This window comes from Bacillus spizizenii TU-B-10, from assembly GCF_000227465.1.
GTDB classification, from domain to species: Bacteria; Bacillota; Bacilli; order Bacillales; family Bacillaceae; genus Bacillus; species Bacillus spizizenii.
Map to the genome: position 1 here is coordinate 2674933 of NC_016047.1, position 24503 is coordinate 2699435.

A 24503-nucleotide genomic window follows, 5' to 3' on the forward strand; every position below is an offset into this window, starting at 1 on the left:
TAAAGATGCGACTTACTGTCGGGAAGCTGGTACAGGAACCCAGTGACTAACCGCTACCCGTTTTTTCCCCGTATGTGTATCGTAGATATGACGCTCTATTTTTCCAATATTGCCGCCGTACACATGAATTCCTACACACGGATCATTGGAGGCACACTCCACTTTGTGAAGGTCTTGGTCAGTGGAGCAACAGACGACAACCTCCCCTTGCAGAATATAACGGTCATTACATGCTATCAGTTCCTCATGCTTATTAGAAGGCGGTGCATACTGTATTTCGTGTTCTGTTCCTTGCACTACTCCAATTACGCCCCACGTTCCATGATCATGGACAGGAGTGGATTGCCCAACATCCCAAACCGCAACCGCGATAGAAAAACTCTCATCGTCAGCAATATACAACGGATACAGAGCGTATTTTGGATTCGGTTGCCGATACTGTGAAGGGAGAATATTATCGGCCTGTAACAGATGTCTCATCCTCTCCGCAATCTTGCCAGTCAAAACCTCTTCAGTCCCGCCGTCATGAACAATTCGATCCACATCCTTAATAAAAGACTCAATTTCAGGATTTTTCATTAACAAACACCACCTAAACTAAATTTTATATACCCTACCCCTGTATTGTATATGAATTTCATGCTGAGTTTCAAGGATAAATTCCCTTCCTTATCCAATTCAAGGTAATAGATTTTATTCGAAAAAGTACTTTTGTTAAATGCGTATATATAAAGATGTGCTTCTGGTCTTCAACAATTAAGATAGGAGATTGATTATTAAGATTCTGTTTAAACACTTTTCATTATCAATTATTGTCATTAATTACTTAGCAGCTCTTCAATAAACACCACACTTATCTTAGATGCATTTTCCTATGAAAAAAGTCTTAGTTTCCCCTATAATATTTAACGAATCCAATTTTTAGATTGCCGTCTTTAAGGAGGTTTTTCATCTTGAGGTATACAAACAGTCATTTAGAGGATTGGATTGAAAACTTATACAGGAAGATTGATATTACAGAACCTGAACAAATTAATTTTGAACGGATTGCCGAGGCTTTAGATATTAGGCTTTCATTTAAACCTGTTACAAGCTTCGCACTAAAGCACAGCGGGATTTATAATATATGCTTGGACAGCCGAAAAACCCGAATTGAACAATGGTATGATTTCGTGCATGAATTTTGCCATATACATAGACAGAAGGCGATAAAAAAACAATGCCTGCAACTTGGACTGATTATTTAGAGTGGCAGTCCAATTATTTTACATATCACTTTTGCATTCCAACTTTCATGTTGCGTAATATTAATCTTTCGTACATACAATCACATGCAATTGAAAATGTAGCTTGGTTATTTAAGGTATCTCCTTCATTCGCTAAGAAACGTTTGAGCATTACAGGAAGCTGACTCAACATTTATTTAATCAAACAGTTACGGGAAATCTGTGCACCCCCCTTTTGTAATTAATAATGAAATCCTCATGCATTTGCGTGCATTGAAAAAAACAGAAAAAGCGTTTCCCTTCATGATCCGATCGGGCAGGATAAGGAAGGGAATGAAATAAGCCTGATTGACGTTTTGAAATCAGAAAACGAAGACGTGATAGATACGATCCAACTCAATATGGAGCTTGAAAAAGTGAAACAATACATTGACATTTTAGATGACCGTGAGAAAGAAGTGATTGTCGGGCGGTTTGGGCTTGATTTGAAGAAGGAAAAAACGCAGCGTGAGATTGCCAAAGAACTCGGTATCTCGCGCAGCTATGTACCACGGATTGAAAAGCGGGCGCTGATGAAGATGTTTCATGAGTTTTACCGGGCGGAGAAGGAAAAGCGGAAGAAAGCGAAGGGGAAATGATGTAGAAGAAGCCAGATCAGAGATCAGACATTCCGGCTTTTCTCTACTACTTTTAAAAGAAACTTTTTAGAGAGAGTATATGAGAAAGAGACGTGACAGTTATGAATAATTTTTTACCCAACTCGTTACTGCAATAACATCATTGACAAAACTCAATGGTCAATTTCCAAGAAAGACGGATAGGATTGGAGCAAATGACCTCACTCATAAGTCTTTTGCTTGCCCCTCCCTCTAGATTAAAGCGAGTTCTTCTTGATCGTTTGTTTGTCAGTCGATACCCTTACATATATTGCTCTCACCCTGGATCTCCTTCCTTTAATATATATAAAGATAGCAATCGATAATGCATTTGTCAGCTTGCGATCCCTCGACAAATTATCTTGCCCAACACGAAGATTCACATCGTGTAACAATTGGTTGTAATTTCGGTGCACTGAGCAGATATTTTATCTAGAAGTTCTCGAATTTCATCTTCAATCATATTGATCATTCCTTACATATTAATTAGCAAACTAAGCATTTTGATTAGCAGACTAACTACATCATGCGCTTATTTTCCACGTCAAATATTAGATAGAACAGAATACAAACGATGCACAGAAAGATTGATTAATCAAGGGTGTATAAAAAGCTGCATACTGAGGAAAAAAGCCTTTGGCGGAAAAAAGGAAGAAGCATACATATTTCTCCGTAAATTTATAGGTATATATGGATATACAAAAGGTGCGCTCTAACTGAGTGCACCTCTTGTTTTTATGAATTGTATATTTCTCTGTTTAGATTCACAACATCCTCGTGTGAAAAATCAACATCCTTTTTCTCTGCAAATATTTCTATCACTTTGTCGCGTAGTAATGGTGCTTTTTCTTTATTCGCCTTTTTCAACGCAATTGTGAGTTCATCTTTTGTTAGCTCTGTGCAGTAAGCAGGAGTTCCTGGCTGCTGTCTCCAAGAGTCACTTAAAGAACCGCCGTCTACTGCATCGAAGCCTAACTCGGATACTACGTCCATGACTACTTGTTTTTGTGATGTATCATTACCAGCAACTGCCATAGCGATTCGTTCACTAGAATCTACGGATGTTCCTTCATTTTCTAAAGTATAGGCTAATAAGTTGTTGAACGCTTTAATGACAGGTCTGCCTAATTGATTTGAAACCCAAACACTTTCAACCATTCCGTTCTCGATTTCTTCAATTTTGTCGTCTCTAAAAGGATAATAATTTGAAGTATCTACAATGATTACTTCCTCTCCGACTTGATCGATAATGTTCCGAATGCTTGGCATTGCTTTTGTAGGAAGAGATAATATAAGAACATCAATATTTTTAATTGCATCCTCTACGCGCACAGTTGTTCCAGCAAGCTCTTTTCCTTCTAAAAATTCAATTCCCCTTGCATCTGCAATTTTGACATCATGCCCATTCTTAACTAATTTTTTAGAAATAATTGAGCCAATTGATCCTGCACCTATAATTCCGAATTTCACTATTTTCCCTCCTAAAGAATTTGTATATAAAAGAATAATTCTGCTTAAAGTAACACAATTATATGTTTACCAAATCGCAACATATAATCATTAGATATGAAAAACGAATTGAGTATTGAATATTTCTTTTACATATACTAGAATAAAACCATTTCTCATCTTTTTAAAGTAGGCAATTAAAATTGCCGTAGTACATTTTTTTGTACGTAACAGTAGAAAGCAGGTGAAAAGGTGTCTAGAATATGTAAGGATGGATTTGACAAAGAGTGTATAAAGGAACAAAGAGAAGTATATGGCATTGCCTATACCCAAAATATACTTTCAGGACGCTGGAAGTATATTATTCTTTGGTTTTTAAAAACAAAAGAACGTCGTTATAGCGAAATTAAAGCTTTTTTATGGGACATTTCACAAGGTTCTCTTACAAAGCAGTTGAGAGAACTAGAAACAGATGGATTAATTAAGCGAGAGGTTTTTCCTGAGGTTCCTCCTCGTGTAGAGTATTCACTAACCTCAAAAGGGAAAGAATTCATTCCTATAATTGATTTGATGGAAGAGTTCGGGAAGAAGTTTGGGGAGCAGGTAGACTAATTTTACGATAAGAGTTTGTGAAGAAATGTATTAAAGTAACGGGGGCAAGAGTTAAAAGATCAGAAGCTGTCTAATGTGGCAGCTTTTTTTTACTACTAAGCAGGTTAACACAACAAGAGCTTCCTTTTTTTGGGACATTTGCTGGATTAATAATCTTTTGTTTGTTCCATTTAAATTCTTTTTCAAATCCGTCTTAACAAAATCTAGCCATCTTTTTGCTATTAAGTACAAAAAAATGTACTACGGCAATTTAAATTGCCCTCTTCATAAATTAGAGTGATGATTTTATCATATTGTATACAAGTTACATTATTTTTTTACAAATAACCCTATCCAACTTAATCAGCTTGCATCTAATATTTAAGAAAGGAAGAATGTCAATATGAATACTACAATTGAATTACTTAGTAATCATACATCCATACGTTCTTTTACAAATCAACCACTGACAGAGGAGCAACGAGAAGCAATCTTTAAGGCAGCTAATCAAACTTCATCTTTCAGCCTTCTCCAGGCCGTTTCTATCATTAGAATTACAGATCCAGATCTTCGAAAAAAAGTGATGGAACTTTCTGCGAATCAGCCTTATATTGAAGAGGCAGCAGAGTTTTGGATTTTTTGTGCCGATTTTAACCGAAATCATCAAATTGCTCCCAATGTAGACCTTGAGTATATTGAATACCTTCTAATAGGTACATTTGATGCTGGGCTAATGGCTCAAAATGCTTTGACCGCAGCCGAATCAATGGGACTCGGTGGTGTATATATCGGTGGAGTAAGACTTCATATTACAGAATTAACTGAGGTATTACATTTACCAAAGCATGTGATTCCTTTAGTGGGGCTATGCATAGGCCATCCTGCTGGAGAGAACCCCGGACTAAAACCACGTTTGCCTCAATCAATGGTCATGTTTGATAATCAGTACCAGCCACTAGACGAAGAAACATTAGCAACCTATGATCAACAGATGCGTGAGTATTACCGAGAACGCCCAGTTAAAGCGCCTTTCACAGTGAAAAAAGTAAAGGGATGGAAAGATCATATCGAGGATCATCTTGAAAGAAGCAAACTCCCCTTCATGCTTGAGTATTTAAATAAACAGGGATTTGCTAAAAAATAAATTTTTTACAAGAGGACATTTCTGCATTCCATCCACATAAAAGAGGAAGAGTTTTGACACTCTTCCTCTTTATGCACCAACTCGATCTGCGGAAATTTTGAAATCGCCGTTTGAAGCGCTGTCTTCATCTACGAAGTGAGTTTTTTAATGAGCTAATCCCCAAAACCACTTAATCCCATTGAGAGATTTTCCATGAGAACCAAAAAGTCTACTCTACTATTATTTTAAACTCATCCTCTAATTCCTCTTGAGCCTCTTGTAAAACTTCTAATACATCATCAGCGTATGAACCTAAAAACTTTTTACTAAACTCAAAATTTCTCCAGACTAAAGTTAACGGCAACTCTATCCACCCTGTAAGGCAATCCCATAAAGCGTCTAAATTTTTCCCATAGTAGTCTGGGAAGTCTAATTTATCTTTTAAAGCTTCATGTAAAACTTCTTTATTTTCAAAGTCTTTTCCGTTTATAAATATTTTTTTTCATTAAAAAATATGTCCTCTATTATTTTAACTAACATTTTAGAATGATCTGTTGTTTTATACATTAATACATCATTCGAATAAAGTATCCTTTCATACTTATATGCCTGTTTTCCTTAAAAAAATTTCCTAAATTATTATTTTAGTATGATAAGGAAATTTTAAGGGAATTGATAGCAAAAATATGGTATCGTTATTTCCGTTGTTTTAGACTTTAAAATTATCAGTTCACAGACATTAAATTGGAGGAGCGTTATATGAAAAAAATAGCTCTTGTTCTTTTAGCTCTAATCATTATTATCGGGGGCATATCCTTAATTGTTCATTTTAACAATCGAAAAGTAGCTGAAGATAAGATCGACCAGTATATTGCTGATTATGGTATTCCCAAAAAAGAGATTAAATCAGAGGATTATCCTATGCTTAATTCTTTGAGTTCACCTAAAGGGTTCTTTAAAACTGTTTATGTAAAGAATGAAACTGACAAAAACAACTATTACATTTTTCACTACGATCCTTCTAACAAAAAAGTTACGTTTTCAGGTGTTGTAGATGGAAATGAAGTATCAATCAATGATAAATTGGTTAAAAAATTGAAGTATCAACCCTCTGATAAGGTATTGAAATAAAGCCCTCGCTTGAGGGCTTTATCATTTTAATAATAACTCCAAGTTTCGCTTTAGTCTTAGGCCCATAAATTCCATCAGGAGAAAGCCCATGCATTAACTAAAATCGTCTAATTGCATCTGCTGTTTTTGGTCCATATACGCCGTCAATTCAAATAAAGAGCTGCCAGCGCTTTTTGAATCTGCCGCACTTCTTTGCCCCTTGTCCAATTATTTTACATATCATTTTTGCATGAGAAAGACGGTCAGGATCGTAGCAGTTGACTTCGCTTATGGGTCCTTACTTGCAGAGTATAAAAACACCGATAGTTAGAAATTATCGGTGTTTTCTCGGACAATTATTACGCCCACTAGGCCCCTCAATAAAGGTGGAAGCTTATTGTAAGCATTCAAGCACTTGAAATCATTCATCTCTATTTACTCTGTTTTATATTCATTTTGGGCACAATTTTTCCGTATAAAAAATCTCGTAAGCAAAATCACAGTAACTTGTTATATTGTCGATTTTAAAATCAACGTTACACCTCCTTAACTTGAAGGAGGATTTTTGCATATGTATTTTCATACCCGTCAACTACCATCTCATCCAGCATATATTCCTCATATGCATTTTCTCCTATTTGCATTCCATTCTTTTCAATGAACTCAATGATTCTGCGGTAAGCCTCTTCAGTGTTTCCACCTATTTCATAACCAACAGCATACAGGCCTTTTGGCCGTATATGATAATTTATTTTCTCTATCCCATCTTTTACTTTTATATAAAAGTAACTGTAATTGTAAAAGTCTTTTTCTAATATTTGTTCCCGTGCAAAGATTCCGCCTATCGGATATCCTTCATCTAACTCATACTGTTGAACTTCATGAATGAGTTCTGAAATGGCAGCCACATATTTTCGTTCTGGTAAGTTTAATGTTTTTCGGCTTAACATGAATTTTTCTTCATTTAAATATTCAAAAGAAATCGAGGAAAAATCAGTCTCAAGTGCTTGTTCAGTAAGCGCCACTTTTGTATGTAAGATCGTTTGCAATTGCTTAAGCTCATTTATTTTTTTATCAATCTCAATAGACTTTTCTTTTAGAACATGCAATATTTTGTCTGGTGTTTTGTCTTTTATTAGACGCTTTATTTCTTTTAAAGGAACGCCAAGCTCTTTAAATAGACTGATGACTTGAAAAATCTCAAATTGATGATAGGAATAATACCTATACCCATTTTCTTTTTTTATTTCCGGAGAGAATAGACCAATCTCGTCATAATGAAATAAGGTTTGTTTTTTTACACGACAGAGCTTCGAAAACTCACCTGTTGTGAAATACTTCCTCACATCTTCGCTCATAAAAACCTCCTTGACTATACGGTAACCATATACCTTATGATTTGATTGTACTTGAAAAGAGCTTCAATCTACAAAGAAAAGGATAGGATAGGTAACAAGGGTTTCAATTTAGTAAAGGGGAATTCAGATGAAAAAATCAATAAATGATCAAAAAATGATATTCATTATACTATTAAGCAACATCTTCGTAGCATTTCTTGGTATCGGTTTAATTATCCCAGTTATGCCTTCTTTTATGAAAATCATGCATTTATCTGGCAGCACTATGGGTTATCTTGTTGCGGCTTTCGCCATTTCTCAGTTAATTACTTCACCTTTTGCGGGAAGGTGGGTTGACCGTTTCGGGAGAAAAAAAATGATTGTTCTCGGGTTGCTTATTTTCAGTTTATCAGAGTTGATTTTCGGATTAGGGACTCATGTTTCAATATTTTATTTTTCGAGGATACTGGGTGGCATAAGCGCTGCTTTTATCATGCCCGCGGTAACAGCATATGTAGCTGATATTACAACCGTAAAGGAAAGATCAAAGGCTATGGGATATGTTTCGGCTGCAATTAGCACCGGCTTTATTATTGGACCAGGTGCGGGAGGGTTTATTGCCGGCTTTGGCATCCGCATGCCGTTTTTCTTCGCTTCCGCCATAGCATTAATGGCAGCTGTATCTTCCGTTTTTATACTAAAAGAGTCATTGTCAAAAGAAGAACGCCATCAGCTCTCGTCTCATACAAAGGAATCAAATTTTTTAAAAGACTTGAAGAGGTCCATTCATCCAGTCTATTTTATTGCATTTATTATCGTCTTTGTAATGGCTTTCGGTTTATCAGCTTATGAAACGGTATTCAGCTTGTTTTCTGATCATAAATTTGGCTTCACGCCAAAAGATATCGCAACCATTATTACGATAAGTTCCATTGTTGCGGTAGTTATTCAAGTTTTACTATTCGGGAAATTGGTCAACAAACTTGGAGAGAAAAGAATGATTCAGCTTTGCTTAATAGTCGGTGCGATCTTAGCTTTCGTGTCTACTGTTATGTCAGGATTTATAACTGTTTTGCTTGTAACTTGTTTTATTTTTCTGGCGTTCGATTTGCTACGCCCGGCCTTAACTACTCATTTATCCAATATGGCCGGTAACCAGCAGGGGTTCGTAGCAGGCATGAACTCCACATACACCAGCCTGGGAAATATATTTGGTCCTGCTCTAGGCGGTATACTATTTGATCTTAACATTCATTATCCTTTCCTTTTTGCAGGTTTCGTTATGATTGTCGGTCTTGGTCTTACAATGGTTTGGAAAGAAAAATGGAATGATGTTTCAACCTTGAATTAACTCTATTCTCTATAAAATCAAATTTTGACATTTAGATAGCAGGGAATGCCTCAGATTAGGCACAAGAAGGAAAGGTTCTTTATTTGATCAGCTACATGTTCCTTGAGGTGAATATAGTTTATGCTGAGTATTGTCAAGCTGTCAGCAATCTTAGGATTTCATCTGCCATCACCCTAAACAGAAGCCAGATTTTATTGATACCTTTCCTCTTGATTCTTCCTATATTTCTCGGAAGCATGTCCATGTGTCTTGCATGTCCGTTAGCCTGGGGTTATTTATTATCATCCCTTGAAAATATATTATCCTTTTCGGAATAAGAAAATAAGGAGAATGTAGTATGAGTATAAAAATAAAAGCAGTTACTGACGATAATCGTACTGCAATTCTTGCTCTACATGTCAGCGAGAATCAAATATCATATATTGAATCAACAAAAGCATGTTTAGAGGATGCAAAAGAATGTCACTATTATAAACCTGTCGGGCTTTACTATGAAGGAGATCTAGTCGGTTTTGCAATGTATGGATTGTTTCCTGAATATGATGAAGATAATAAAAATGGAAGAGTCTGGCTTGATCGATTCTTTATTGACGAACACTATCAGGGAAAAGGATTAGGAAAGAAAATGCTTAAAGCTCTCATTCAACACCTTGCTGAGTTATATAAATGTAAGAGGATTTATTTAAGTATATTTGAAAATAATATTCATGCTCTTCGCCTTTATCAAAGGTTTGGTTTTCAATTTAATGGTGAACTCGATTTTAGTGGCGAAAAAGTAATGGTAAAAGAGCTATAGGTTCTTAAATGGTTTCCAAGCCCCCTTCGTTTGCTAAGAAACGTTTGAACCTTAATTACAGGAAGCTGACTCATCATTATTATAGCTATTTGTCATAATGAGGGGATTTTCATAAGTATAAAAACAGATAAAAAAGCCTGGATAAAAAAACTAATTCATCTCATACTTTAAGATCTCATAAGAAAAAATCTCACTTAATTTTATCCAGATGTTATTCTTTTCTTCGTACAACTTCTAAATAATTAATATGTCGCCCAACTATTTTATGCACTTTGAAAATATACCCTTCAGCTTCTAAAACAGATCCAACTGTAGCGTCTATATGTTGAGTCATAAACCAGCCGTCTATCGTATCCACTTCGTCACTCACTAACGCCGTTCCCAATAAATCATTTACATCCTCAATGAGCACTTTCGAATCTAAGATATAATGATTAGTGTTTACTTGTATCTATTAAGGGTATAACTTATAGTTATACTCTATGAAAAGCATTTAATTTTTTTATAAGATTCTTGGCTATATAATTTTCAAAGATGGATTTTCCAAATGATGATATACAAGTTCAAGGTTATGTTGGCTATTTGCATAAAGATATAAATTTCTTTTCAACTCTTTATTCTCAATATTTATAAATTCCAGATTGTCATAGGAGTAATGCTGAAGAATGAGCATCGGTAAATACGTTATGCCGTATCCTTTCATAACATAATCAATAATTGCATGGTATGGGACGGAAATGATTTTAGCATCGAGAATGCCAGCCTTCTTTAATTTAGAAAGAATATTAACGGCTTTCTTTGGGCAAGACCTGAGGGTATCTCAAACATTCCCCTAATTCAACAGTTTCTTTGGGGTAAGGGGTGTCCTTTGGGCGCGACTAATTGAAATTCTTCTTCATAAAGAAATTTAGAAAACAGGCTTTGATGAATTGGATAATATTGTAAGATAACCGAATCAATTTCTCCCCTGATTCCAGCATTTGAATAAATTCAAAACATTCTTCCTTTGTAACAGTAAGATCTACCTTTATATTCGGTCCTTCTAATTCCGGTAGATAATACGTTGCCAAAAAGGGCGAAACACCAAAACGGATCTTATTCATTTTGCGGTGCTCACTTATTTTACGTTTTAAAGCATACAAAAGTGGCTGGATATCCATCAATTAGTTTTTTCCTTTTTCCGTAAGGATTATGCCGCTTGGTGAACGAACAAATAGCTTACAGCCTATCTCTTTTTCAAATAACTTTATTTGTTTACTCAAAGCTGGTTGAGTTACATAGAGGTGATTGAGCCTGAGTAAGTGAACCATACACTGCAACCGCAATAAATACTCAATAGATTTCACTTCAAAGATAAACACTTCCTTAGAAAAGGGGGAATTAAAATATAGACAGGCAAACCACTTTGAAGATTCGGAATCTCCATTGCTTAAATACTTTTAAGCTCTTTTTTGACGTCTTTTTTCCGTGCTTGTTTAACTTTGCACGCGCACCCGAAGCTAGGCCTTGTTAATGTATCGGAGACTGTTTCAAGGATACTGAAACACGCCATATTTGCTGATGCCCGCATTTCCCACTAAATAAGTGGATTTTATTTTTCTTTTACGAAATCCCAAACAAATATACTTTTTCGTTCATGTTCGTTAGCTCCTTTGATATTAAAATCAAAGTTTCAGAACAAAAAAAGACAACCACAAAATGGTTGTCTAGTGTATAATTATTCCTGTACATTTACACGGCTAACTCAAAGGTGGTTTGCTGGCTAAATCCCCTAAAAGGGGGTGACGCCTATGTCAACATTTCAAGCTCTTAGTTTAATGCTTGCGTTTGGGATGTTTATCCTTGCTTTGTTGACGTATTTAGACAAAAAGAAATAGCCCCCCCTTTGAGGCCTAGGAAACTTCTAGGGTTGGTCCATATCTAAATACACCGATAGCCAGCGCCCCAATGGGAGCCAGATTTGTACACAGGCCGGAGTGTTGCAGCACTCCGGTATTTTTTATTTTATGCATTTCTTTTGAAATAAATGCATATTCCTTAGTGAAGCATGTTGAAATGGATTACTATTAAATTAATCTTACCACATTTTTTCTAGAATATCTCGTGAGATTTTCGGTTTTTCTTTCGTTAAAGTACGCAGTTTTTCGTGAAAATGATTAGAATATGGATTTTTATGTTCTAGCACATCAAAATCTTCAAAGATAAACGGCACTCTTCCTCTAATGCTTCTGATCCCACATCAAGACCAGCGATTTTCGCAGAATTTACTGGATGACACATCGACGTGGCACTGAATGGCTCACCTTGTAGGATGTGAACAGCTGGTAAAGTGAAGTAAGGATCACTTCCCTTTTCCCTTTTTCACATAGTTTTCAATTTTTTCTTCCTGTAATCGTTTGTTTTCCATTAGCGGACCGTGCTGCTTGTGACGCCAATGTCTTTTCACTTCTTAGTTCCGCCGCTCTCTTCACACAAGTCTCTGCGGTCTTGGCATTACATCTTCCACCCCTAGATCTCTATAATTATTCTACTTAGACTAAAAAATCATTTTACAATCAATTAAACTATCATCACTATCGAATGAGCTCGATCAGCATATCATGTATTATCCTCTTTTAAGGAAGGTGATGTTATGCGGTCATTTCCATTAATAGTGGTGCTATTCATCCTGTTAATCATCGTTGGGACTTCTTTCTTCGGTGGCTATTAAGAACTCACCTTACCCCATATCCAACAGACGCCATAAGAAATCTTGATGGCGTTTGTTTTGTTATGTGATTAACTCACCGTATGCTGACAAAGTTTCTTAACCAGTGAGTGAAAAATTAGACCATTTTTCACAAAACTTCATCTATTTTCCTGCCCATGAGCTTTTTTAAATTATCCACAGTGTTTACCTTAATACAATTCACTATTGATTTAGAAGCCATTTTATACGCTCAGCTTGTTTTTCCTAATTCAGAATATCCTCCTTCAAAGCTAAGGGCTGCTCCTGCTAGAAATGCTAATAAAAGAGAAATAACGCATTACATGATTCTCCTTTTTCTCAAAATATTGATAAGAACTATGCAAATATAAGTCCTACCGTAACTATAGTGTCAAGTACCTTCATTTTGTGAGGAAGTGTTCTTTCCTTTATGAACTATAGTTGATAGGAAGAAATAGTTGGAATATATATTTCCACGGTAAGATGAATTGAGTCTTAGAATATAAAAGACCGCAAAGCTATCTTAAATAAGCTTTGCGGTCTTTGGGTCTCTTTTTTGCTTAATATAAGTCAATGGTTCCAGCGGAATCCACTGCACATACATCCACTGATTTTTTATTTTGATAAAGGTTTCCTCTACTCTATCGTGTGAGATGAACTCAAGGTATGCCACGTAACCATGAAGGTGGAGGAACCTGCATGTTTCAATCAGTTTTGGGGTAAAAGGCGTGTTGACGTTCCTCTGCTTTACTATTTAATATTCGGTAGCTAGACTTTCCAATATGAAGCGGAATATCCAATTTTTCTAAATTTGGCATTCCATTTTTTAAGAAAAGCTCTTTATCTTGATATCTCTGTAAAACTTCTCCCACAATCCACTCTTGATCGCCCAAAGTGGAAATACTGTGTACTTTACACTCATAAGCAAAATACGCATCAGTTAAAATCGGTATCTCAGCTTTTAGCCCTTCTTCGTATTGAATATTAAATTCTTCAAACTTATTGATATCTCTACCACTATGGGTGCCTAATGCTTGGATTAATTCCGAATACCTTCCTGGAAGAAAATTCACACCGAAAACACCACTTTTCTCAATCATTTTGTAAGTATATGTCTCTTTGTTTACTGATATCCCATACATCCCAGGAGAAGATCCGATATACGTATGCCAACCGGAAGCCATTGCGTTTTTTTCACCTTCATATTGAGCCGTAACGACAGCTACCATTCCAGGGTAGGCGTACCAAATAGGTTCATCTATCGGTGCTCTCATCTTCATCGCTCCTTTTGTTTAAGATTCATTTTTTATTAGAACTTGAGAGGCTCGCATCTAAATCGTCAGGTACTTCTTCAAATGGACCATTCGTTTTAGATGCAGACCAGTTTAATAAATGGGCTCCCGGCAGATTGGTTTCGACTTGCCATTGCGGCATGAGTAACCGAAGCGTCTTATCTTCTGCCATCTTATACATCCTTCCTTTCAAATATTCATAAGAAGATGCACAAATCATAAACCCTATAGCAACTATAGGGTCAAGGGTTAGTTATTTTTTTAGCACTCTTAATTCTGTGAGGAAGTTTTCTTCTCTTAATGAGTTAAAGTCGATTGGAAGAGAAACTTGATATACGTTTCCATCTGTTTGAATGCCATGAGATTCAATATATTGATAAAGTTTTTGATAATATTCATCATAATTTTTTGCAGACCAATCAAATGCGATACATACATATTCACCTGACGGGATCGTGTCTAACCTTATGTTTTTTTCTCCTATGTCTATCTTTTTTTCATTGCAAACAGTGGTATAAATACTGTTGCAATAAATGTCACGAGAATCCTTATAGGGCTTGAAATCATAAATGAATCCATAATAGTTATCTACTACATCTCCTATTTTTTCAATAACATCAGCCAGCTTTCTGTAATACAAATCCGATTGATCATGAGGATTAACTTGAGGCGTCTCTACTTTTAATATGGTTTGTTCATCTAAATACCGAAAATAAACGAAACCTTCATCTTTTTTCCTGCATATGTCTAATTGTTCATTAAGCTGATTCCTTCTCCTATGAAGTAATTGACGAGCACGTTCGAGTTTTTCCATTTCTTGCACAATAACACTTTCTTGCTCCTCAAGAAAGTGTTGTATATCTTCAGGGGTACAAGTATATGAGCCGAAACGCTTGATTTCTTCCAGAGGTGTTCTAATATATTTTAGATACTTGATAATATCTAAATAAAAGAACTGTTTCACATGGTAATATCGATAGCCATTCTCCTGATCTGTATAATAAGGCTTGAAAATTCCGATCCTATCATAATAGCGCAATGTTTGAATTGAGATGTTATTGAGACGGGCTGTTTCTCCAATTGTAAAATATTCCTTCATCAATCTCATCCTTTCTTCTAAGTTCTAAGAATTCTTTCTTCCACTATACACGGTTACCTTCAAAATCCTAACTGAACGAACTTGAGAAAAACCTGTTTAAGGAAAACCTGCCGAGGAGGAAATAAGTCTTCGTCCAGGAATGCTAGAAGGAAAGCTGGGTGAAGGAATTATTTCTATGAACACAGCTATTGATGTCATTACTGAAGTAAAGAGCTGTGAAGACATCGTTAAGGAATTAATGGCTGACTTTATGAAGTAATATATTTAAGATTGATAGGCATAGATTATGCATATGGGTCATTCCTTCAGACGTTAAATATAATTGAACTTTTTAAAAAAAGCTTAATCCTTAAAAAGATTAAGCTTTTTCCCTTTACTATGTTCAAACCAGTTGCCATCTTACACTTTATAGATTCCATATAATGCGACACAATGCTCTTGTAGCACTTCAAGGTTTTATACCCTCTCCCTCGGGTCTATCGCTTACTTCGTTTTAGTTAACATGTAGCTTTGTTTTATCATATCGTATATGTCTTCATCTGGAACAGTTCCGTCAAGAATGATAGAATTCCAATGGTCTTTATTGAGATGAAATGCTGGAACTACCGAAGTGTATTTGTGTCTCCAGAAATCGAGAAAACCGGGTTCACACTTCACATTGATCCAAATATGATCATTTTTTTCAAATATCCACGCAAACACTTTTCTGTTTTTAGCGTGTCGCATTAATGTCCAATTCTTATCACGAAATGGATAATCTACATATGCATCTTTAAAACTCAAACAATAATCAATTGCTTCCTCTCTATTTTTCATTGGTTGTCTCTCCTTCAACAGTTAACTGCCTAAGTTTTTTCTCTACTTTATTTAACCAAAAATGAATAAGTGAATAAAACAACCTTATTGGTCAATTTGCAAGATCAGCACTATCTAAATCATACCTCTATACTCTTTCCCGCGCATAAAAAAATTTTCCAACGCTAAATTGTTAGTTGCTTTTTTCAACGTTTTTGCTATGTTCCTACTCAAAGGGAGCATTGAACAAATAGAAGCTCTCGTTGGTTCTACTGACTATGTATTTTTCCCGGCGGTCCGTCAGCCTGTTCACCGTCATCAATCATCACGAGCTCCGATAAACATAAAACAAGCTGGCGGCAATAAGCACCAGCTTGAAAACTATTCTTATTGAATAAACTCCCCCAAGTAATGACCATTGCTCATTTTTTAAGTTGCAGATACTGGGATACAAACTAATTTGCCCTGACTTTTAATTGGATACTGTTGGACTTATAGACGATCTTCACTTTGTACTTGCTTGGTAAACCTACAGTCTCAATTGATGAAAATGATCCATGACGTTTATGATAGGTGATGATCGTGGATCCGTCTGCCGGTACATAATTGTTCGAAAAATGGAGTCGTAATATTCCTTTCATTTTTGCCTTGCCTTTAATGTGAAGCAGGTCATTTTTCCCGCTGAGATTCAGCTCAAGTATACCCTTGGCAGATTGTTTATAGTCTCCTCCGATGATCAGTTTTCCTGACACATCTTCCTTCAGGGTGCCTCCGTTGTTTGAAACATCACCTCTTCCAAATGCTGTCTTCGAGTCGCCCTCAAGTGTCCCCTGATCAATCCGCGTACCGCCGGAATATGTATTGTTCCCCTCCAGCTTTAACGTGCCTGTCCCCTTTTTGGTCAGCTTTCCGGAGCCGGAGATATCGTTGCGCCAGCGATCCAATGCATGGAAGCCGCCTTTTGAAGAATCCATATTCACGGTAACGTCTTTGGCAAAAGCGCCATATCCATCGGCAGCCGAAAAGAGATTAAGCCGTCCCCATCCTTCAGCGTCATCAAGAACAGGATAGCCGGCAGGAAGACCGGTAGTAGCTAAAATCCAGCGGCGCTGCGTTTTATCAAGGTAAGGAAAACGGGTTTCCAGCAGGACTTCAGCTCCCTTAGGAACCACCATTGGTTTAGCAGTTGGATTGATTTGCCCAAATCCGTATGTCAATCGTTGAAAATATTGTTTTTTATTCATGTCATAATCGCTGAATCGGTCTTCAGCTGTACCAGTTTGTGTTAACAACTTACTGTGAGCTTCATCATAAGCAGCCTTTTTCAAACGATTATTGGCTGGATCAGATAAAATAGCAGCCGCCAAGCCAGTTGCCATGACACGTCCTCCCATTACATCAAGCGGGGAATGCATGCCGGCAACAATGCGGTTATTTCCGAGTTCCGAAGCTCGGGTAAGGAGTTCCTGATAACGCTCCGGTACGGCATAAGCCATAGCAAAAGCGCTGAGATATGCGGCATTCGTATGCCCACTGGGAAAACCTCCGTCTTTGTCTGGATCAGGATTGATAGCAGGAACAAGGGTCGGAACAAGAATAGAATTGCTTTCCCAGCGAAACGGGCGGGGATAATGAAAGTATCCCTTAGCCGGGTTCGTTGAAGAATAAGGGCCGCGTAACGTATTGACCAAACTCACGACGCTGCCGAGACTGGAACTCGTGCTGCCAGAATTAGTTCCTTCATCATGATATTTTTTGATCGTGGCATCTGCCGGAATACTGTTAATCGTTGTTGTCGCCTCCGCCTTCATTCGATATACATCAGTAAGCGGACCAAGACCGTCAATCACACTGTAGCTCTGATTCCTGCGATCATCAAAATATGCGGCATTTTCCTCACTGAAAGTACGGCGTTCTGCAATGTCTACAACTTTTTGAATGTTGGCATCCAATACGCTGCTGTTCAGTTTGGCTCCGCTATCCCAGGTACTTCCGGGCGTCCAAAGCTTATTAAATTCGGAAAGCACCCCTATTGCAGGATTAGAATTCACTGTAGTATTAGCAGAGCTGTTATTTTTGTAATGATCTACGAAGTATCCTGAAGCAGGGGGCGGCGGCGGCATTACTGTTTTTGCTTTCGCTGTTGTGCTCGCATAACATACACTCACAGAACTTTGAAATAATATCAGAGAAAATAAAGCCACTACTAAATGCTTCTTCATCCTTAGTAATTTCATTTTTTCATCATACTCTCCCTTACTCTTAATCGATCTCTCCAAAACACTTTTTTCCCACCCGTCAAGTTATTATTGATCGTATCTTAACTTTGTTAATGAAATAGCGCTGTTTTATTAATGTTTTGTTTATTTTATCTAGGCGCCATTGCTATAGAAGTTGCCCTCGGGCTGAGAGAAAGGAAAGGAAGAAAATTAAAGAGGGCAAAAAAGCTGCTGACGAGGAGTCAGCAGCTAACAAAGGGCTATCTAAGTATTCAATCTACTTAAAGGCTAGGCGTGTTTCCCAAAATGACCGTTTGTGTAAAAGAAATACCATACTTCATGGCCATGTTACTCCTCAATTAATGCGCCATCATCTCATGGGCAATATCGTGGCCGTCCATTTCCGACGGGTAGTAGGTAGGCCAGTTTTTAACTTCATCGAGTAAAGCTTTACGGTCATCACCCCAATACAGATGGTAATGACTAGCTTTAGTCGGATAGATACTATGATCACTAAACTGAATATACTGAGGAAGTCCTTCAGCTTTTTTAGCTAGTTTGAATATGTATCTTACCCCTCTATTACCCGCATCATATGTTAGAATTTCGTACCCATCATACGTATACTTACCAGAATATTCTTTTCCATTTTTGAAGAACGTTACAGTATCTTGTTTGATTAAAATACGGTCAACATCTGTTTTATACCCTTTTTTATAGTACTCTTTATATTCTTCAGCTGTCTTGTCACCTTCATGTTCTGATTTATATGAAAATACTTCGTCAAGAGTACCATCTTGCAGGTATGGATATACAGATTGCCAGTCTCCCTCCCAATCAGAAAGTGACCGATCCTTTACTTGACTGTCTTTAAAATAGCCTTCATAAATTTTTTCTGTTTCTTCATCATGTGCATGACTATGATCGTGATCATGATTATGAGATTCTGATGTTTGTTCTTGCGTTTTAGAAGAGTCTTCTTCAACTGCTGAGGATGATGCTGTTTTATTAGACTCACCTTTAGATGAACCTGAAGTCTGACATCCTGCCAATACTAGTAATGAACCAATCGCTAATATCCCTAACCTCTTTGCAAATAAAATTTTCATTATAACACTCCTTTTCCCCAAAACGAAATAATTACGATTTGTATTATACATCTATCTTGTGCAAAGATCAAAGAGAAAATGCTCCTAATATCACTGAATGGTTGCCGACAGCGGAAATCAGTTATTCTTTTAATATGCGAAAGTCTACGATATTTCCATATCGATCCGCTTCAATGTGGCAGCATCCTTCAAGCAGCTGCTTTAATTTTCCTCGTCCGCGTTGTACCCTTGATTTTGCTCCCGAGTAAGAAATGCCGAGCTTTTCACTTAACTCTTTTTGTGATAACCCTTGAAATTCAGTCAGTTCGAGCGCCTCTCGATACTTTTGCGGCAACCGTTTGATGGTCGAGCGAATACACACAGCTGCTTCCTTGGTGAAGTTTTCCTCCTCTGCATTGTCATTGAAATGTAGATGATCAGGCAATATTTCGCTTTGTTTTTTTGTGCGGTAAAAATCAATAATTGTATTTCTAGTAATCTGATAGATCCAGCTATGGATCTTTTGTTCATCGATCAGGTTTGGGAGATGGACTTGTATTTTCATAAATACGATTTGCAAGATGTCATCAACCATAGATTGATCGTTAACCCTATGCGAAATAAATGTTTTTAACGGCTGGTGAAATCTATCCCATAGATCCTCTATATTCATTTGAAAAAACCTCCTATATTTTTGCGTCTGCTTTACGTTTGCTTCGTCTTTGTAATCGTAACAGAGAGTGGAACAATTGTTGAATCAATTGCATTGCAGCTGTTGCAAAAATAATGATAAAGGAGAGATTTGTTGTGGAGTATACCTATTTAGGAAGAACAGGATTGCGGGTGAGCCGTTTATGTTTAGGCACGATGAATTTTGGAGTTGATACAGATGAAAAGACCGCGTTCCGTATCATGGATGAAGCGCTCGATAACGGCATTCAATTCTTTGATACTGCCAATATTTATGGCTGGGGCGAAAACGCAGGATTGACAGAGAGCATCATTGGAAAATGGTTTGCACAAGGAGGACAGCGCCGCGAGAAAGTCGTTCTGGCGACAAAAGTATATGAACCGATTTCTGATCCGAATGACGGACCAAATGATATGAGAGGCTTGTCTCTATACAAAATCAGACGCCATCTGGAAGGATCACTGAAGCGGCTTCAGACAGACCATATAGAATTGTACCAAATGCATCATATCGATAGGCGGACACCTTGGGATGAAGTATGGGAAGCTTTTGAGACTCAGGTTCGTTTAGGCAAAGTAGACTATATTGGATCCAGCAACTTTGCAGGCTGGCATTTAGTTAAAGCGCAAGCTGAAGCTGAAAAACGGCGATTCATGGGACTTGTCACTGAACAGCACAAGTATAGCTTATTTGAGCGAACAGCTGAGATGGAAGTGCTGCCGGCTGCACGGGATCTCGGTTTAGGGGTAGTGGCATGGAGCCCCCTTGCAGGAGGACTTCTTGGCGGGAAGGCACTGAAAAGCAATGCCGGAACTCGTACAGCAAAAAGAGCAGATTTAATCGAAAAGCACCGTTTACAACTCGAGAAATTTTCAGCTTTATGCAAGGAACTAGGAGAAAAAGAAGCAAACGTGGCTTTGGCATGGGTGCTGGCAAATCCAGTTTTAACTGCGCCGATCATCGGACCAAGAACGGTTGAGCAGCTGCGTGATACGATAAAAGCCGTTGAAATCAGTCTGGATGAAGAAATTCTCCACATGTTGAATGCTATCTTTCCCGGACCTGGAGGAGAGACACCTGAGGCATACGCCTGGTGATACTTTCATTATCAATACTGACATTTTTCTAAAATCTTTATGCTGAACAATCATATATAGGAAAGACAAGAGCTTGTTTGTCTCTTGTCTTTTCCAAATCATGCGGAGAATCCTGGCTAATCATCGACAAGAAACGCTGCCGCTTTATTCACTAAATGCTTATTTGATTACGAAATGACCGTACTCTTTTGATTGAACATGAATCGGTCCATTTAGATTGTAGTTGTTCTCCTTGGCGATAGAGCGAAGCACGTCCACACGGGCAACTGATTCTCTCCACTCATCACGGGTGTCAGGATCTGCTGGATTCATCAGGTCGTCATATCGTACATCCAGGAATTTATTTAACCATTTCTTCTCATCTTTTCCGTCTTTAGGTGAGCCGCCCGCTTTTTTGTTGGTGCGTTTGATCAAGGCATAAAAGGAGTCGGGGTCATCACCATCGCCATGCTGAATAACTGTATCGTACATCACAGCTCTTGCTAATGCCGTTTTCAGTCCGGCTTGGTCTGATCGCTTCATGGCAGGCTGATAATACAAGCGGTCATTTACCTCGTCTTGAGCAGCACGGAAATCTTTATCATTTCCAAGCGAATGCCAGGCAGAAGCGAATCCTTTGAGATTGCTGATGTCATCGCTTTCTTCTTTGGCCAGACGGCGCAATTCAGGCAGGTACTTTTTCAGTTTGTTATTCGGTACTGCCTTTGTGTATACTTCTACTACTTCCAATGCATCTCCGGTAGCCGTAGTAAAGCCTGCCCGGCCGCATGTATAGCCTCTTCCATCATCCAATGGCTCCACATATCCGTATTGGATTTCTGTCGTGCCGTTTTCAAAAATGCTGGTCAGCTGCTCTGCCCGGCGCTTTTGATCCTTATTCAGTCCCGCCGCAAAAACCGTTTCGCTCATCATCAGGGTAAAAAACACGGTGAAAACAAGTGATGAAATCACTGCCTTCTTCCAGAAATCCGCTTTTTTATTCAAACTGATTTTCATTCTATTACCCCCTTTTAAATATTGTAAATACAGACTCAGTATACAAGAAGGGGCTGCCCTATTGTTGAAAACACATTGTTTTGTCAATATTTTGAATCTAAAGTAACATAGCTTGAATCTTACTCTTTTCATTGTCAATCAGCCTTAGCCCCTCTCACTGAGAAGGTCCCTTGATTTTCATACTGCTTCAACTTTAATTAACAAGATGCCATAAGGCATTAATCTATTTTATAATGGAAATGATCATCGAAAATCGTTAGGGAGGTGATGTAAATGGCAAGCAAGATGAGAATGCCAGATTCCGCAACGGCCCATGCAAAGCCTATTATTGGGAAGGCGATACTTTGCATGGGGTAGACTTTCTAAAAAGATCGCCCAAGTAAGCTTTTCTGATATAGTGGCTTTGCACCTTATTTGGCATAAAAAAATAAGGAGCTGGCAGAAATGGCATATGTAAAAGCAACCGCTATTTTACCTGAAAAGCTGATATCGGAAATTCAAAAGTATGTTCAAGGAAAAACAATATATATCCCTAAACCTGAACCCTCTCATCAAAAATGGGGTGCGTGTTCAGGAACAAGAAAGCTGATCGATGACAGAAACGCTTCTATTAAACAAGCATTTAAAAACGGCAAAACAATTAATCAATTATCTGATGAATATCACCTCTCTAATGAAACAATAAAAAAAATTGTCTACTCTAAATAAACAAAATGGAAGCACTGATGAAATGTAATCAGTGCTTTTTATATGGCGAGTTTGTTTCTTAGTTATTTCCTGCATATGATACCATTGGCCAATTGTGTAAAGTGAAGGGAGATGAGAAGAAAGGAAGGTTTTACAAATGAGTATACTAAAAAACGGAACATTGCAAGTACCTGGCGCGAACATCCACTATCAGGTGCGTGGCACAGGCCCAATCATTCTTTTGGTCCACGGCGGAGGCGGTGATGCCGACAAGTTCCATCATGTTGCCGACCATCTGGCTAACTGGTACACGGTTGTTACTTACGATCGCCGCGGCCACTCCCGCAGCAATCTTGCCAATCAGATTGAGGATTACCGTGTGGAAACACACAGTGACGATGCTCACCGTCTTCTAGCCAAAATCACCAATAAACCGGCATACGTATTTGGAAGCAGCTCCGGGGCTGTTATCGGGCTTGATCTGTGCATACGCCATCCCGAACAAGTACATGTCATGATCCCCCATGAACCAATCTTATTGCAGCTTCTACATGGAAATGAGCTGAAACAAACCGAGCAATTCATGGAAGACCTTAAGAAAAATCATCGAAGTGAGGTCATTAAGTTAATATCAAGATTAGAGACAGACGAACAATCAAAGGCTGTGCTGACAAAGCGGCTTCTCGGCAATTCAACGTATTTCACTGAGTATGAAATTCAAGGAATTCTCAACTATACATTAGATATCGAAGCATTAAAAACTGTGTTTGCTTCACCGATGAAGGTACTCCCAGCTGGCGGAAGTGCTTCACGGGAGCTTTTTCCTTATCGTTGCGCGAACGCCCTAGCGGAACAATTGGAAACAGAATTGGTTGAATTCCCCGGAAATCATACGGGGTACACAATGCATCATAAAGAATTTGCTGAGCGGTTACACGACATGTTAGAAAAGAATATAAACATACGAGTTAAGGATTGATTAAAATTAGATTTTTATAATAGGATCAGGTAAAACTAACTATGGTTAGAGAAGATTTCACGAAGCGCAAATAGAATTTTTTACTAATGAGAACGAGCATGTGAGGTGTCCAAATTTGAATTTTGATATTAAGAATGTAACCAAAGTGATATTAGGGATTTCATCGAAAAATAAGTTCGTACATTAAGTTCTCCTATTGATTCTTTCCTATCTTAATTCTTGTATTTTATACCATTAAATACAACTCTAAAGTGGCTGGTTATTTTGTCCTCAACAATAACCAGTGTCTAACATCATAAATCTCTTTTGAAAATCACCACAAATGCAGGTGTGGAAGACGTAATAATAGCAATAATAGCAAAAACCATACCAACTATTGTTGGTATGGTTTCTCTCAGATAGGCCCTGTAGAAGAGACTCAATTGTACGGAGTATACAGCTAATTGCATTTGTAACCGACAGGGCCGTCTGAACCCGTGTACACATATGTGTCAGAAACATATCCAATATTCACGACACCCCGAGAATCTTTCCACTGGATTTGATCCCAAATATTACTCGTTCCATACTTCCCTGTAACAGTCGTTCCATAAGCATAACAATAGTAAGGAACACGCGAGCCGCTTGGAATGGAAAGCATAATAGGATAATTTGTACCTGGACCGCTACGCATATTTACAGGCGCACCGCTGCTTGTTGAGACCGTAAAGTACTGAACGGCAAGTGCCTGACTGGAAAAAATGAATAATGATGCTATCATAACGGTTAACATACTCAGCATTTTCAGTTTTGTCAATGTCATCCCTCTTTCTTCAATTCCTTCATTTTAAAGCGATAGAACATATGCTACCAGCTGCATTTAGGAACAACCGGACCGTCTGAACCCGTGTAGACATATGTATCAGAGACAAACCCATAAACGACCTCTCCGCTGGCAAGCGTCCGCTCTGTGTAATTCCAAATATTACTTGTTCCATACTTTCCAGTTACAGTTGTACCGGTTTTGTAGCAAAAGATCGGGATACGGCTGCCGCTCGGAATAGTCGTTACAATCCCCCAACTTGTACCTGGGCCGCTGCGCATATTTACAGGCGCACCGCTGCTTGTTGAGACCGTATAATACTGAGCGGCAAGTGCATGGCTAGAAAAAATGAGCAATGATGCAATCATAACCGTAAGTGTACTTAGCATTTTTAGCTTATTCACCTTATACT

The 24503-nt window shown here is 37.9% G+C and carries 26 protein-coding genes and 5 pseudogenes; 12 read left to right on the forward strand and 19 right to left on the reverse strand.

Features of this window, described 5'->3' with window-relative positions:
• Nucleotides 1-12: 12 nt before the first annotated feature.
• Nucleotides 13-579, reverse strand: a complete 567-nt coding sequence (locus tag GYO_RS35380) for a cysteine dioxygenase family protein (RefSeq protein WP_014114530.1) — start codon at nucleotides 577-579, stop codon at nucleotides 13-15.
• Between the two features lie 374 nt (nucleotides 580-953).
• Between GYO_RS35380 and GYO_RS35385 the strand changes: the two are divergent.
• Nucleotides 954-1467: pseudogene (locus tag GYO_RS35385) on the forward strand (ImmA/IrrE family metallo-endopeptidase).
• Nucleotides 1467-1864, forward strand: a pseudogene (locus GYO_RS35390) (sigma-70 family RNA polymerase sigma factor); the annotation flags it as partial. The pseudogenes GYO_RS35385 and GYO_RS35390, both read left to right, overlap by 1 nt.
• Before the next feature lie 753 nt (nucleotides 1865-2617).
• On the opposite strand, the gene GYO_RS35395 reads toward GYO_RS35390, so the two are convergent.
• Complete coding sequence (locus GYO_RS35395) at nucleotides 2618-3352, reverse strand: NADPH-dependent F420 reductase (protein ID WP_014114533.1); 735 nt, start codon at nucleotides 3350-3352, stop codon at nucleotides 2618-2620.
• Between the two features lie 231 nt (nucleotides 3353-3583).
• On the opposite strand from GYO_RS35395, the gene GYO_RS35400 reads away from it, so the two are divergent.
• Nucleotides 3584-3943 carry a winged helix-turn-helix transcriptional regulator gene (locus GYO_RS35400; RefSeq protein ID WP_014114534.1) on the forward strand — a complete coding sequence of 120 codons (360 nt, stop codon included), beginning with the start codon at nucleotides 3584-3586 and terminating at the stop codon, nucleotides 3941-3943.
• A gap of 382 nt (nucleotides 3944-4325) precedes the next feature.
• Nucleotides 4326-5066, forward strand: a complete 741-nt coding sequence (gene nfsA, locus GYO_RS35405; protein ID WP_014114536.1) for an oxygen-insensitive NADPH nitroreductase — start codon at nucleotides 4326-4328, stop codon at nucleotides 5064-5066.
• 208 nt (nucleotides 5067-5274) lie between these two features.
• Here the strand turns inward: nfsA and GYO_RS35410 are convergent, their stop codons facing one another.
• A complete protein-coding gene (locus GYO_RS35410) occupies nucleotides 5275-5541 on the reverse strand; it encodes a barstar family protein (protein ID WP_041521015.1) in 267 nt (88 codons plus the stop codon).
• A 263-nt stretch (nucleotides 5542-5804) separates the two neighbouring features.
• On the opposite strand from GYO_RS35410, the gene GYO_RS35415 reads away from it, so the two are divergent.
• Entirely contained in the window at nucleotides 5805-6176 is a 372-nt protein-coding gene (locus tag GYO_RS35415) for a DUF3139 domain-containing protein (protein WP_014114539.1), read from the forward strand.
• 25 nt (nucleotides 6177-6201) lie between these two features.
• Here GYO_RS35415 and GYO_RS43440 read toward each other — a convergent pair.
• Both GYO_RS43440 and bltR read right to left on the reverse strand, forming a co-directional pair.
• A pseudogene (locus tag GYO_RS43440) lies at nucleotides 6202-6376 on the reverse strand (peptidoglycan-binding domain-containing protein); the annotation flags it as partial.
• 315 nt (nucleotides 6377-6691) lie between these two features.
• The gene (bltR, locus tag GYO_RS35420; RefSeq protein WP_014114541.1) at nucleotides 6692-7513 is read right to left on the reverse strand and encodes a multidrug efflux transcriptional regulator BltR; all 822 of its coding nucleotides are present in this window, start codon (nucleotides 7511-7513) and stop codon (nucleotides 6692-6694) included.
• 127 nt (nucleotides 7514-7640) lie between these two features.
• On the opposite strand from bltR, the gene blt reads away from it, so the two are divergent.
• Both blt and bltD read left to right on the forward strand, forming a co-directional pair.
• A complete protein-coding gene (gene blt / locus GYO_RS35425) occupies nucleotides 7641-8843 on the forward strand; it encodes a multidrug efflux MFS transporter Blt (protein ID WP_014114542.1) in 1203 nt (400 codons plus the stop codon).
• 337 nt (nucleotides 8844-9180) lie between these two features.
• Nucleotides 9181-9639 carry a spermine/spermidine acetyltransferase gene (bltD, locus tag GYO_RS35430; protein WP_014114543.1) on the forward strand — a complete coding sequence of 153 codons (459 nt, stop codon included), beginning with the start codon at nucleotides 9181-9183 and terminating at the stop codon, nucleotides 9637-9639.
• 211 nt (nucleotides 9640-9850) lie between these two features.
• On the opposite strand, the pseudogene GYO_RS43445 reads toward bltD, so the two are convergent.
• The 3 genes and pseudogenes from GYO_RS43445 to GYO_RS44335 form a co-directional block, all read right to left on the reverse strand.
• Nucleotides 9851-10087, reverse strand: a pseudogene (locus GYO_RS43445) (HlyC/CorC family transporter associated domain-containing protein); the annotation flags it as partial.
• A gap of 430 nt (nucleotides 10088-10517) precedes the next feature.
• A complete protein-coding gene (locus GYO_RS35435; protein ID WP_014114546.1) occupies nucleotides 10518-10799 on the reverse strand; it encodes a type 2 periplasmic-binding domain-containing protein in 282 nt (93 codons plus the stop codon).
• A gap of 3 nt (nucleotides 10800-10802) precedes the next feature.
• Nucleotides 10803-10949, reverse strand: coding sequence for a LysR family transcriptional regulator (locus tag GYO_RS44335; RefSeq protein ID WP_371864117.1), 147 nt, complete (start codon nucleotides 10947-10949; stop codon nucleotides 10803-10805).
• A 480-nt stretch (nucleotides 10950-11429) separates the two neighbouring features.
• On the opposite strand from GYO_RS44335, the gene GYO_RS43455 reads away from it, so the two are divergent.
• The gene (locus GYO_RS43455) at nucleotides 11430-11516 is read left to right on the forward strand and encodes a putative holin-like toxin (protein ID WP_072592549.1); all 87 of its coding nucleotides are present in this window, start codon (nucleotides 11430-11432) and stop codon (nucleotides 11514-11516) included.
• 299 nt (nucleotides 11517-11815) lie between these two features.
• On the opposite strand, the pseudogene GYO_RS44130 reads toward GYO_RS43455, so the two are convergent.
• Nucleotides 11816-11994, reverse strand: a pseudogene (locus tag GYO_RS44130) (phage tail tube protein); the annotation flags it as partial.
• A 277-nt stretch (nucleotides 11995-12271) separates the two neighbouring features.
• Between GYO_RS44130 and GYO_RS43460 the strand changes: the two are divergent.
• Nucleotides 12272-12349 carry a YjcZ family sporulation protein gene (locus GYO_RS43460; RefSeq protein WP_072175780.1) on the forward strand — a complete coding sequence of 26 codons (78 nt, stop codon included), beginning with the start codon at nucleotides 12272-12274 and terminating at the stop codon, nucleotides 12347-12349.
• A gap of 701 nt (nucleotides 12350-13050) precedes the next feature.
• Here the strand turns inward: GYO_RS43460 and GYO_RS35440 are convergent.
• The 7 genes from GYO_RS35440 to sigZ all read right to left on the reverse strand — a co-directional run bounded on the left by GYO_RS35440 (nucleotide 13051) and on the right by sigZ (nucleotide 19512).
• The gene (locus tag GYO_RS35440; protein WP_014114549.1) at nucleotides 13051-13620 is read right to left on the reverse strand and encodes a flavin reductase family protein; all 570 of its coding nucleotides are present in this window, start codon (nucleotides 13618-13620) and stop codon (nucleotides 13051-13053) included.
• Between the two features lie 25 nt (nucleotides 13621-13645).
• Complete coding sequence (locus GYO_RS43920; protein WP_014114550.1) at nucleotides 13646-13810, reverse strand: arginase; 165 nt, start codon at nucleotides 13808-13810, stop codon at nucleotides 13646-13648.
• A gap of 81 nt (nucleotides 13811-13891) precedes the next feature.
• A complete protein-coding gene (locus tag GYO_RS35445) occupies nucleotides 13892-14737 on the reverse strand; it encodes a MerR family transcriptional regulator (RefSeq protein ID WP_014114551.1) in 846 nt (281 codons plus the stop codon).
• Nucleotides 14738-15220: 483 nt separating this feature from the next.
• Nucleotides 15221-15553: an MmcQ/YjbR family DNA-binding protein gene (locus GYO_RS35450; protein ID WP_014114553.1), complete on the reverse strand. Its 333-nt coding sequence runs from the start codon at nucleotides 15551-15553 to the stop codon at nucleotides 15221-15223.
• A 434-nt stretch (nucleotides 15554-15987) separates the two neighbouring features.
• Complete coding sequence (locus tag GYO_RS35455; RefSeq protein ID WP_041521016.1) at nucleotides 15988-17769, reverse strand: acid phosphatase; 1782 nt, start codon at nucleotides 17767-17769, stop codon at nucleotides 15988-15990.
• Nucleotides 17770-18110: 341 nt separating this feature from the next.
• Entirely contained in the window at nucleotides 18111-18860 is a 750-nt protein-coding gene (locus tag GYO_RS35460; protein WP_014114556.1) for a metal-binding protein ZinT, read from the reverse strand.
• Nucleotides 18861-18981: 121 nt separating this feature from the next.
• Nucleotides 18982-19512, reverse strand: a complete 531-nt coding sequence (gene sigZ, locus GYO_RS35465) for an RNA polymerase sigma factor SigZ (protein WP_014114557.1) — start codon at nucleotides 19510-19512, stop codon at nucleotides 18982-18984.
• A 134-nt stretch (nucleotides 19513-19646) separates the two neighbouring features.
• Between sigZ and GYO_RS35470 the strand changes: the two genes are divergently transcribed.
• Nucleotides 19647-20627: an aldo/keto reductase gene (locus GYO_RS35470; protein WP_014114558.1), complete on the forward strand. Its 981-nt coding sequence runs from the start codon at nucleotides 19647-19649 to the stop codon at nucleotides 20625-20627.
• Nucleotides 20628-20786: 159 nt separating this feature from the next.
• On the opposite strand, the gene csn is transcribed toward GYO_RS35470, so the two are convergent.
• Nucleotides 20787-21623: a chitosanase gene (csn, locus tag GYO_RS35475; RefSeq protein WP_014114559.1), complete on the reverse strand. Its 837-nt coding sequence runs from the start codon at nucleotides 21621-21623 to the stop codon at nucleotides 20787-20789.
• A 444-nt stretch (nucleotides 21624-22067) separates the two neighbouring features.
• Between csn and GYO_RS35480 the strand changes: the two genes are divergently transcribed.
• Complete coding sequence (locus GYO_RS35480; protein WP_014114560.1) at nucleotides 22068-22331, forward strand: CD3324 family protein; 264 nt, start codon at nucleotides 22068-22070, stop codon at nucleotides 22329-22331.
• Nucleotides 22332-22467: 136 nt separating this feature from the next.
• The gene (locus GYO_RS35485; protein WP_014114561.1) at nucleotides 22468-23289 is read left to right on the forward strand and encodes an alpha/beta fold hydrolase; all 822 of its coding nucleotides are present in this window, start codon (nucleotides 22468-22470) and stop codon (nucleotides 23287-23289) included.
• 439 nt (nucleotides 23290-23728) lie between these two features.
• Here GYO_RS35485 and GYO_RS35490 read toward each other — a convergent pair whose 3' ends face one another.
• On the reverse strand, nucleotides 23729-24085 hold the full coding sequence (locus GYO_RS35490) for an SH3 domain-containing protein (protein WP_004398671.1): 357 nt from the start codon (nucleotides 24083-24085) through the stop codon (nucleotides 23729-23731).
• A 50-nt stretch (nucleotides 24086-24135) separates the two neighbouring features.
• Nucleotides 24136-24495, reverse strand: coding sequence for an SH3 domain-containing protein (locus GYO_RS35495; protein WP_014114562.1), 360 nt, complete (start codon nucleotides 24493-24495; stop codon nucleotides 24136-24138).
• Between the last annotated feature and the right edge of the window lie 8 nt (nucleotides 24496-24503).

Bases quoted from the DNA above. Each gene is read 5' to 3' on its own strand.
- GYO_RS35455 (WP_041521016.1), bottom strand. From the start codon at position 17,769: ATGAAATTACTAAGGATGAAGAAGCATTTAGTAGTGGCTTTATTTTCT.
- blt (WP_014114542.1), top strand. From the start codon at position 7,641: ATGAAAAAATCAATAAATGATCAAAAAATGATATTCATTATACTATTA.
- GYO_RS35485 (WP_014114561.1), top strand. From the start codon at position 22,468: ATGAGTATACTAAAAAACGGAACATTGCAAGTACCTGGCGCGAACATC.
- GYO_RS35380 (WP_014114530.1), bottom strand. From the start codon at position 579: ATGAAAAATCCTGAAATTGAGTCTTTTATTAAGGATGTGGATCGAATT.
- GYO_RS43460 (WP_072175780.1), top strand. From the start codon at position 12,272: ATGCGGTCATTTCCATTAATAGTGGTGCTATTCATCCTGTTAATCATC.
- sigZ (WP_014114557.1), bottom strand. From the start codon at position 19,512: ATGAATATAGAGGATCTATGGGATAGATTTCACCAGCCGTTAAAAACA.
- GYO_RS44335 (WP_371864117.1), bottom strand. From the start codon at position 10,949: ATGGTTCACTTACTCAGGCTCAATCACCTCTATGTAACTCAACCAGCT.
- GYO_RS35460 (WP_014114556.1), bottom strand. From the start codon at position 18,860: ATGAAAATTTTATTTGCAAAGAGGTTAGGGATATTAGCGATTGGTTCA.
- GYO_RS43455 (WP_072592549.1), top strand. From the start codon at position 11,430: ATGTCAACATTTCAAGCTCTTAGTTTAATGCTTGCGTTTGGGATGTTT.
- GYO_RS35480 (WP_014114560.1), top strand. From the start codon at position 22,068: ATGGCATATGTAAAAGCAACCGCTATTTTACCTGAAAAGCTGATATCG.
- csn (WP_014114559.1), bottom strand. From the start codon at position 21,623: ATGAAAATCAGTTTGAATAAAAAAGCGGATTTCTGGAAGAAGGCAGTG.
- GYO_RS43920 (WP_014114550.1), bottom strand. From the start codon at position 13,810: ATGGCAGAAGATAAGACGCTTCGGTTACTCATGCCGCAATGGCAAGTC.
- bltR (WP_014114541.1), bottom strand. From the start codon at position 7,513: ATGAGCGAAGATGTGAGGAAGTATTTCACAACAGGTGAGTTTTCGAAG.
- GYO_RS35445 (WP_014114551.1), bottom strand. From the start codon at position 14,737: ATGAAGGAATATTTTACAATTGGAGAAACAGCCCGTCTCAATAACATC.
- GYO_RS35440 (WP_014114549.1), bottom strand. From the start codon at position 13,620: ATGAGAGCACCGATAGATGAACCTATTTGGTACGCCTACCCTGGAATG.
- GYO_RS35415 (WP_014114539.1), top strand. From the start codon at position 5,805: ATGAAAAAAATAGCTCTTGTTCTTTTAGCTCTAATCATTATTATCGGG.
- GYO_RS35435 (WP_014114546.1), bottom strand. From the start codon at position 10,799: ATGGATATCCAGCCACTTTTGTATGCTTTAAAACGTAAAATAAGTGAG.
- bltD (WP_014114543.1), top strand. From the start codon at position 9,181: ATGAGTATAAAAATAAAAGCAGTTACTGACGATAATCGTACTGCAATT.
- nfsA (WP_014114536.1), top strand. From the start codon at position 4,326: ATGAATACTACAATTGAATTACTTAGTAATCATACATCCATACGTTCT.
- GYO_RS35450 (WP_014114553.1), bottom strand. From the start codon at position 15,553: ATGAAAAATAGAGAGGAAGCAATTGATTATTGTTTGAGTTTTAAAGAT.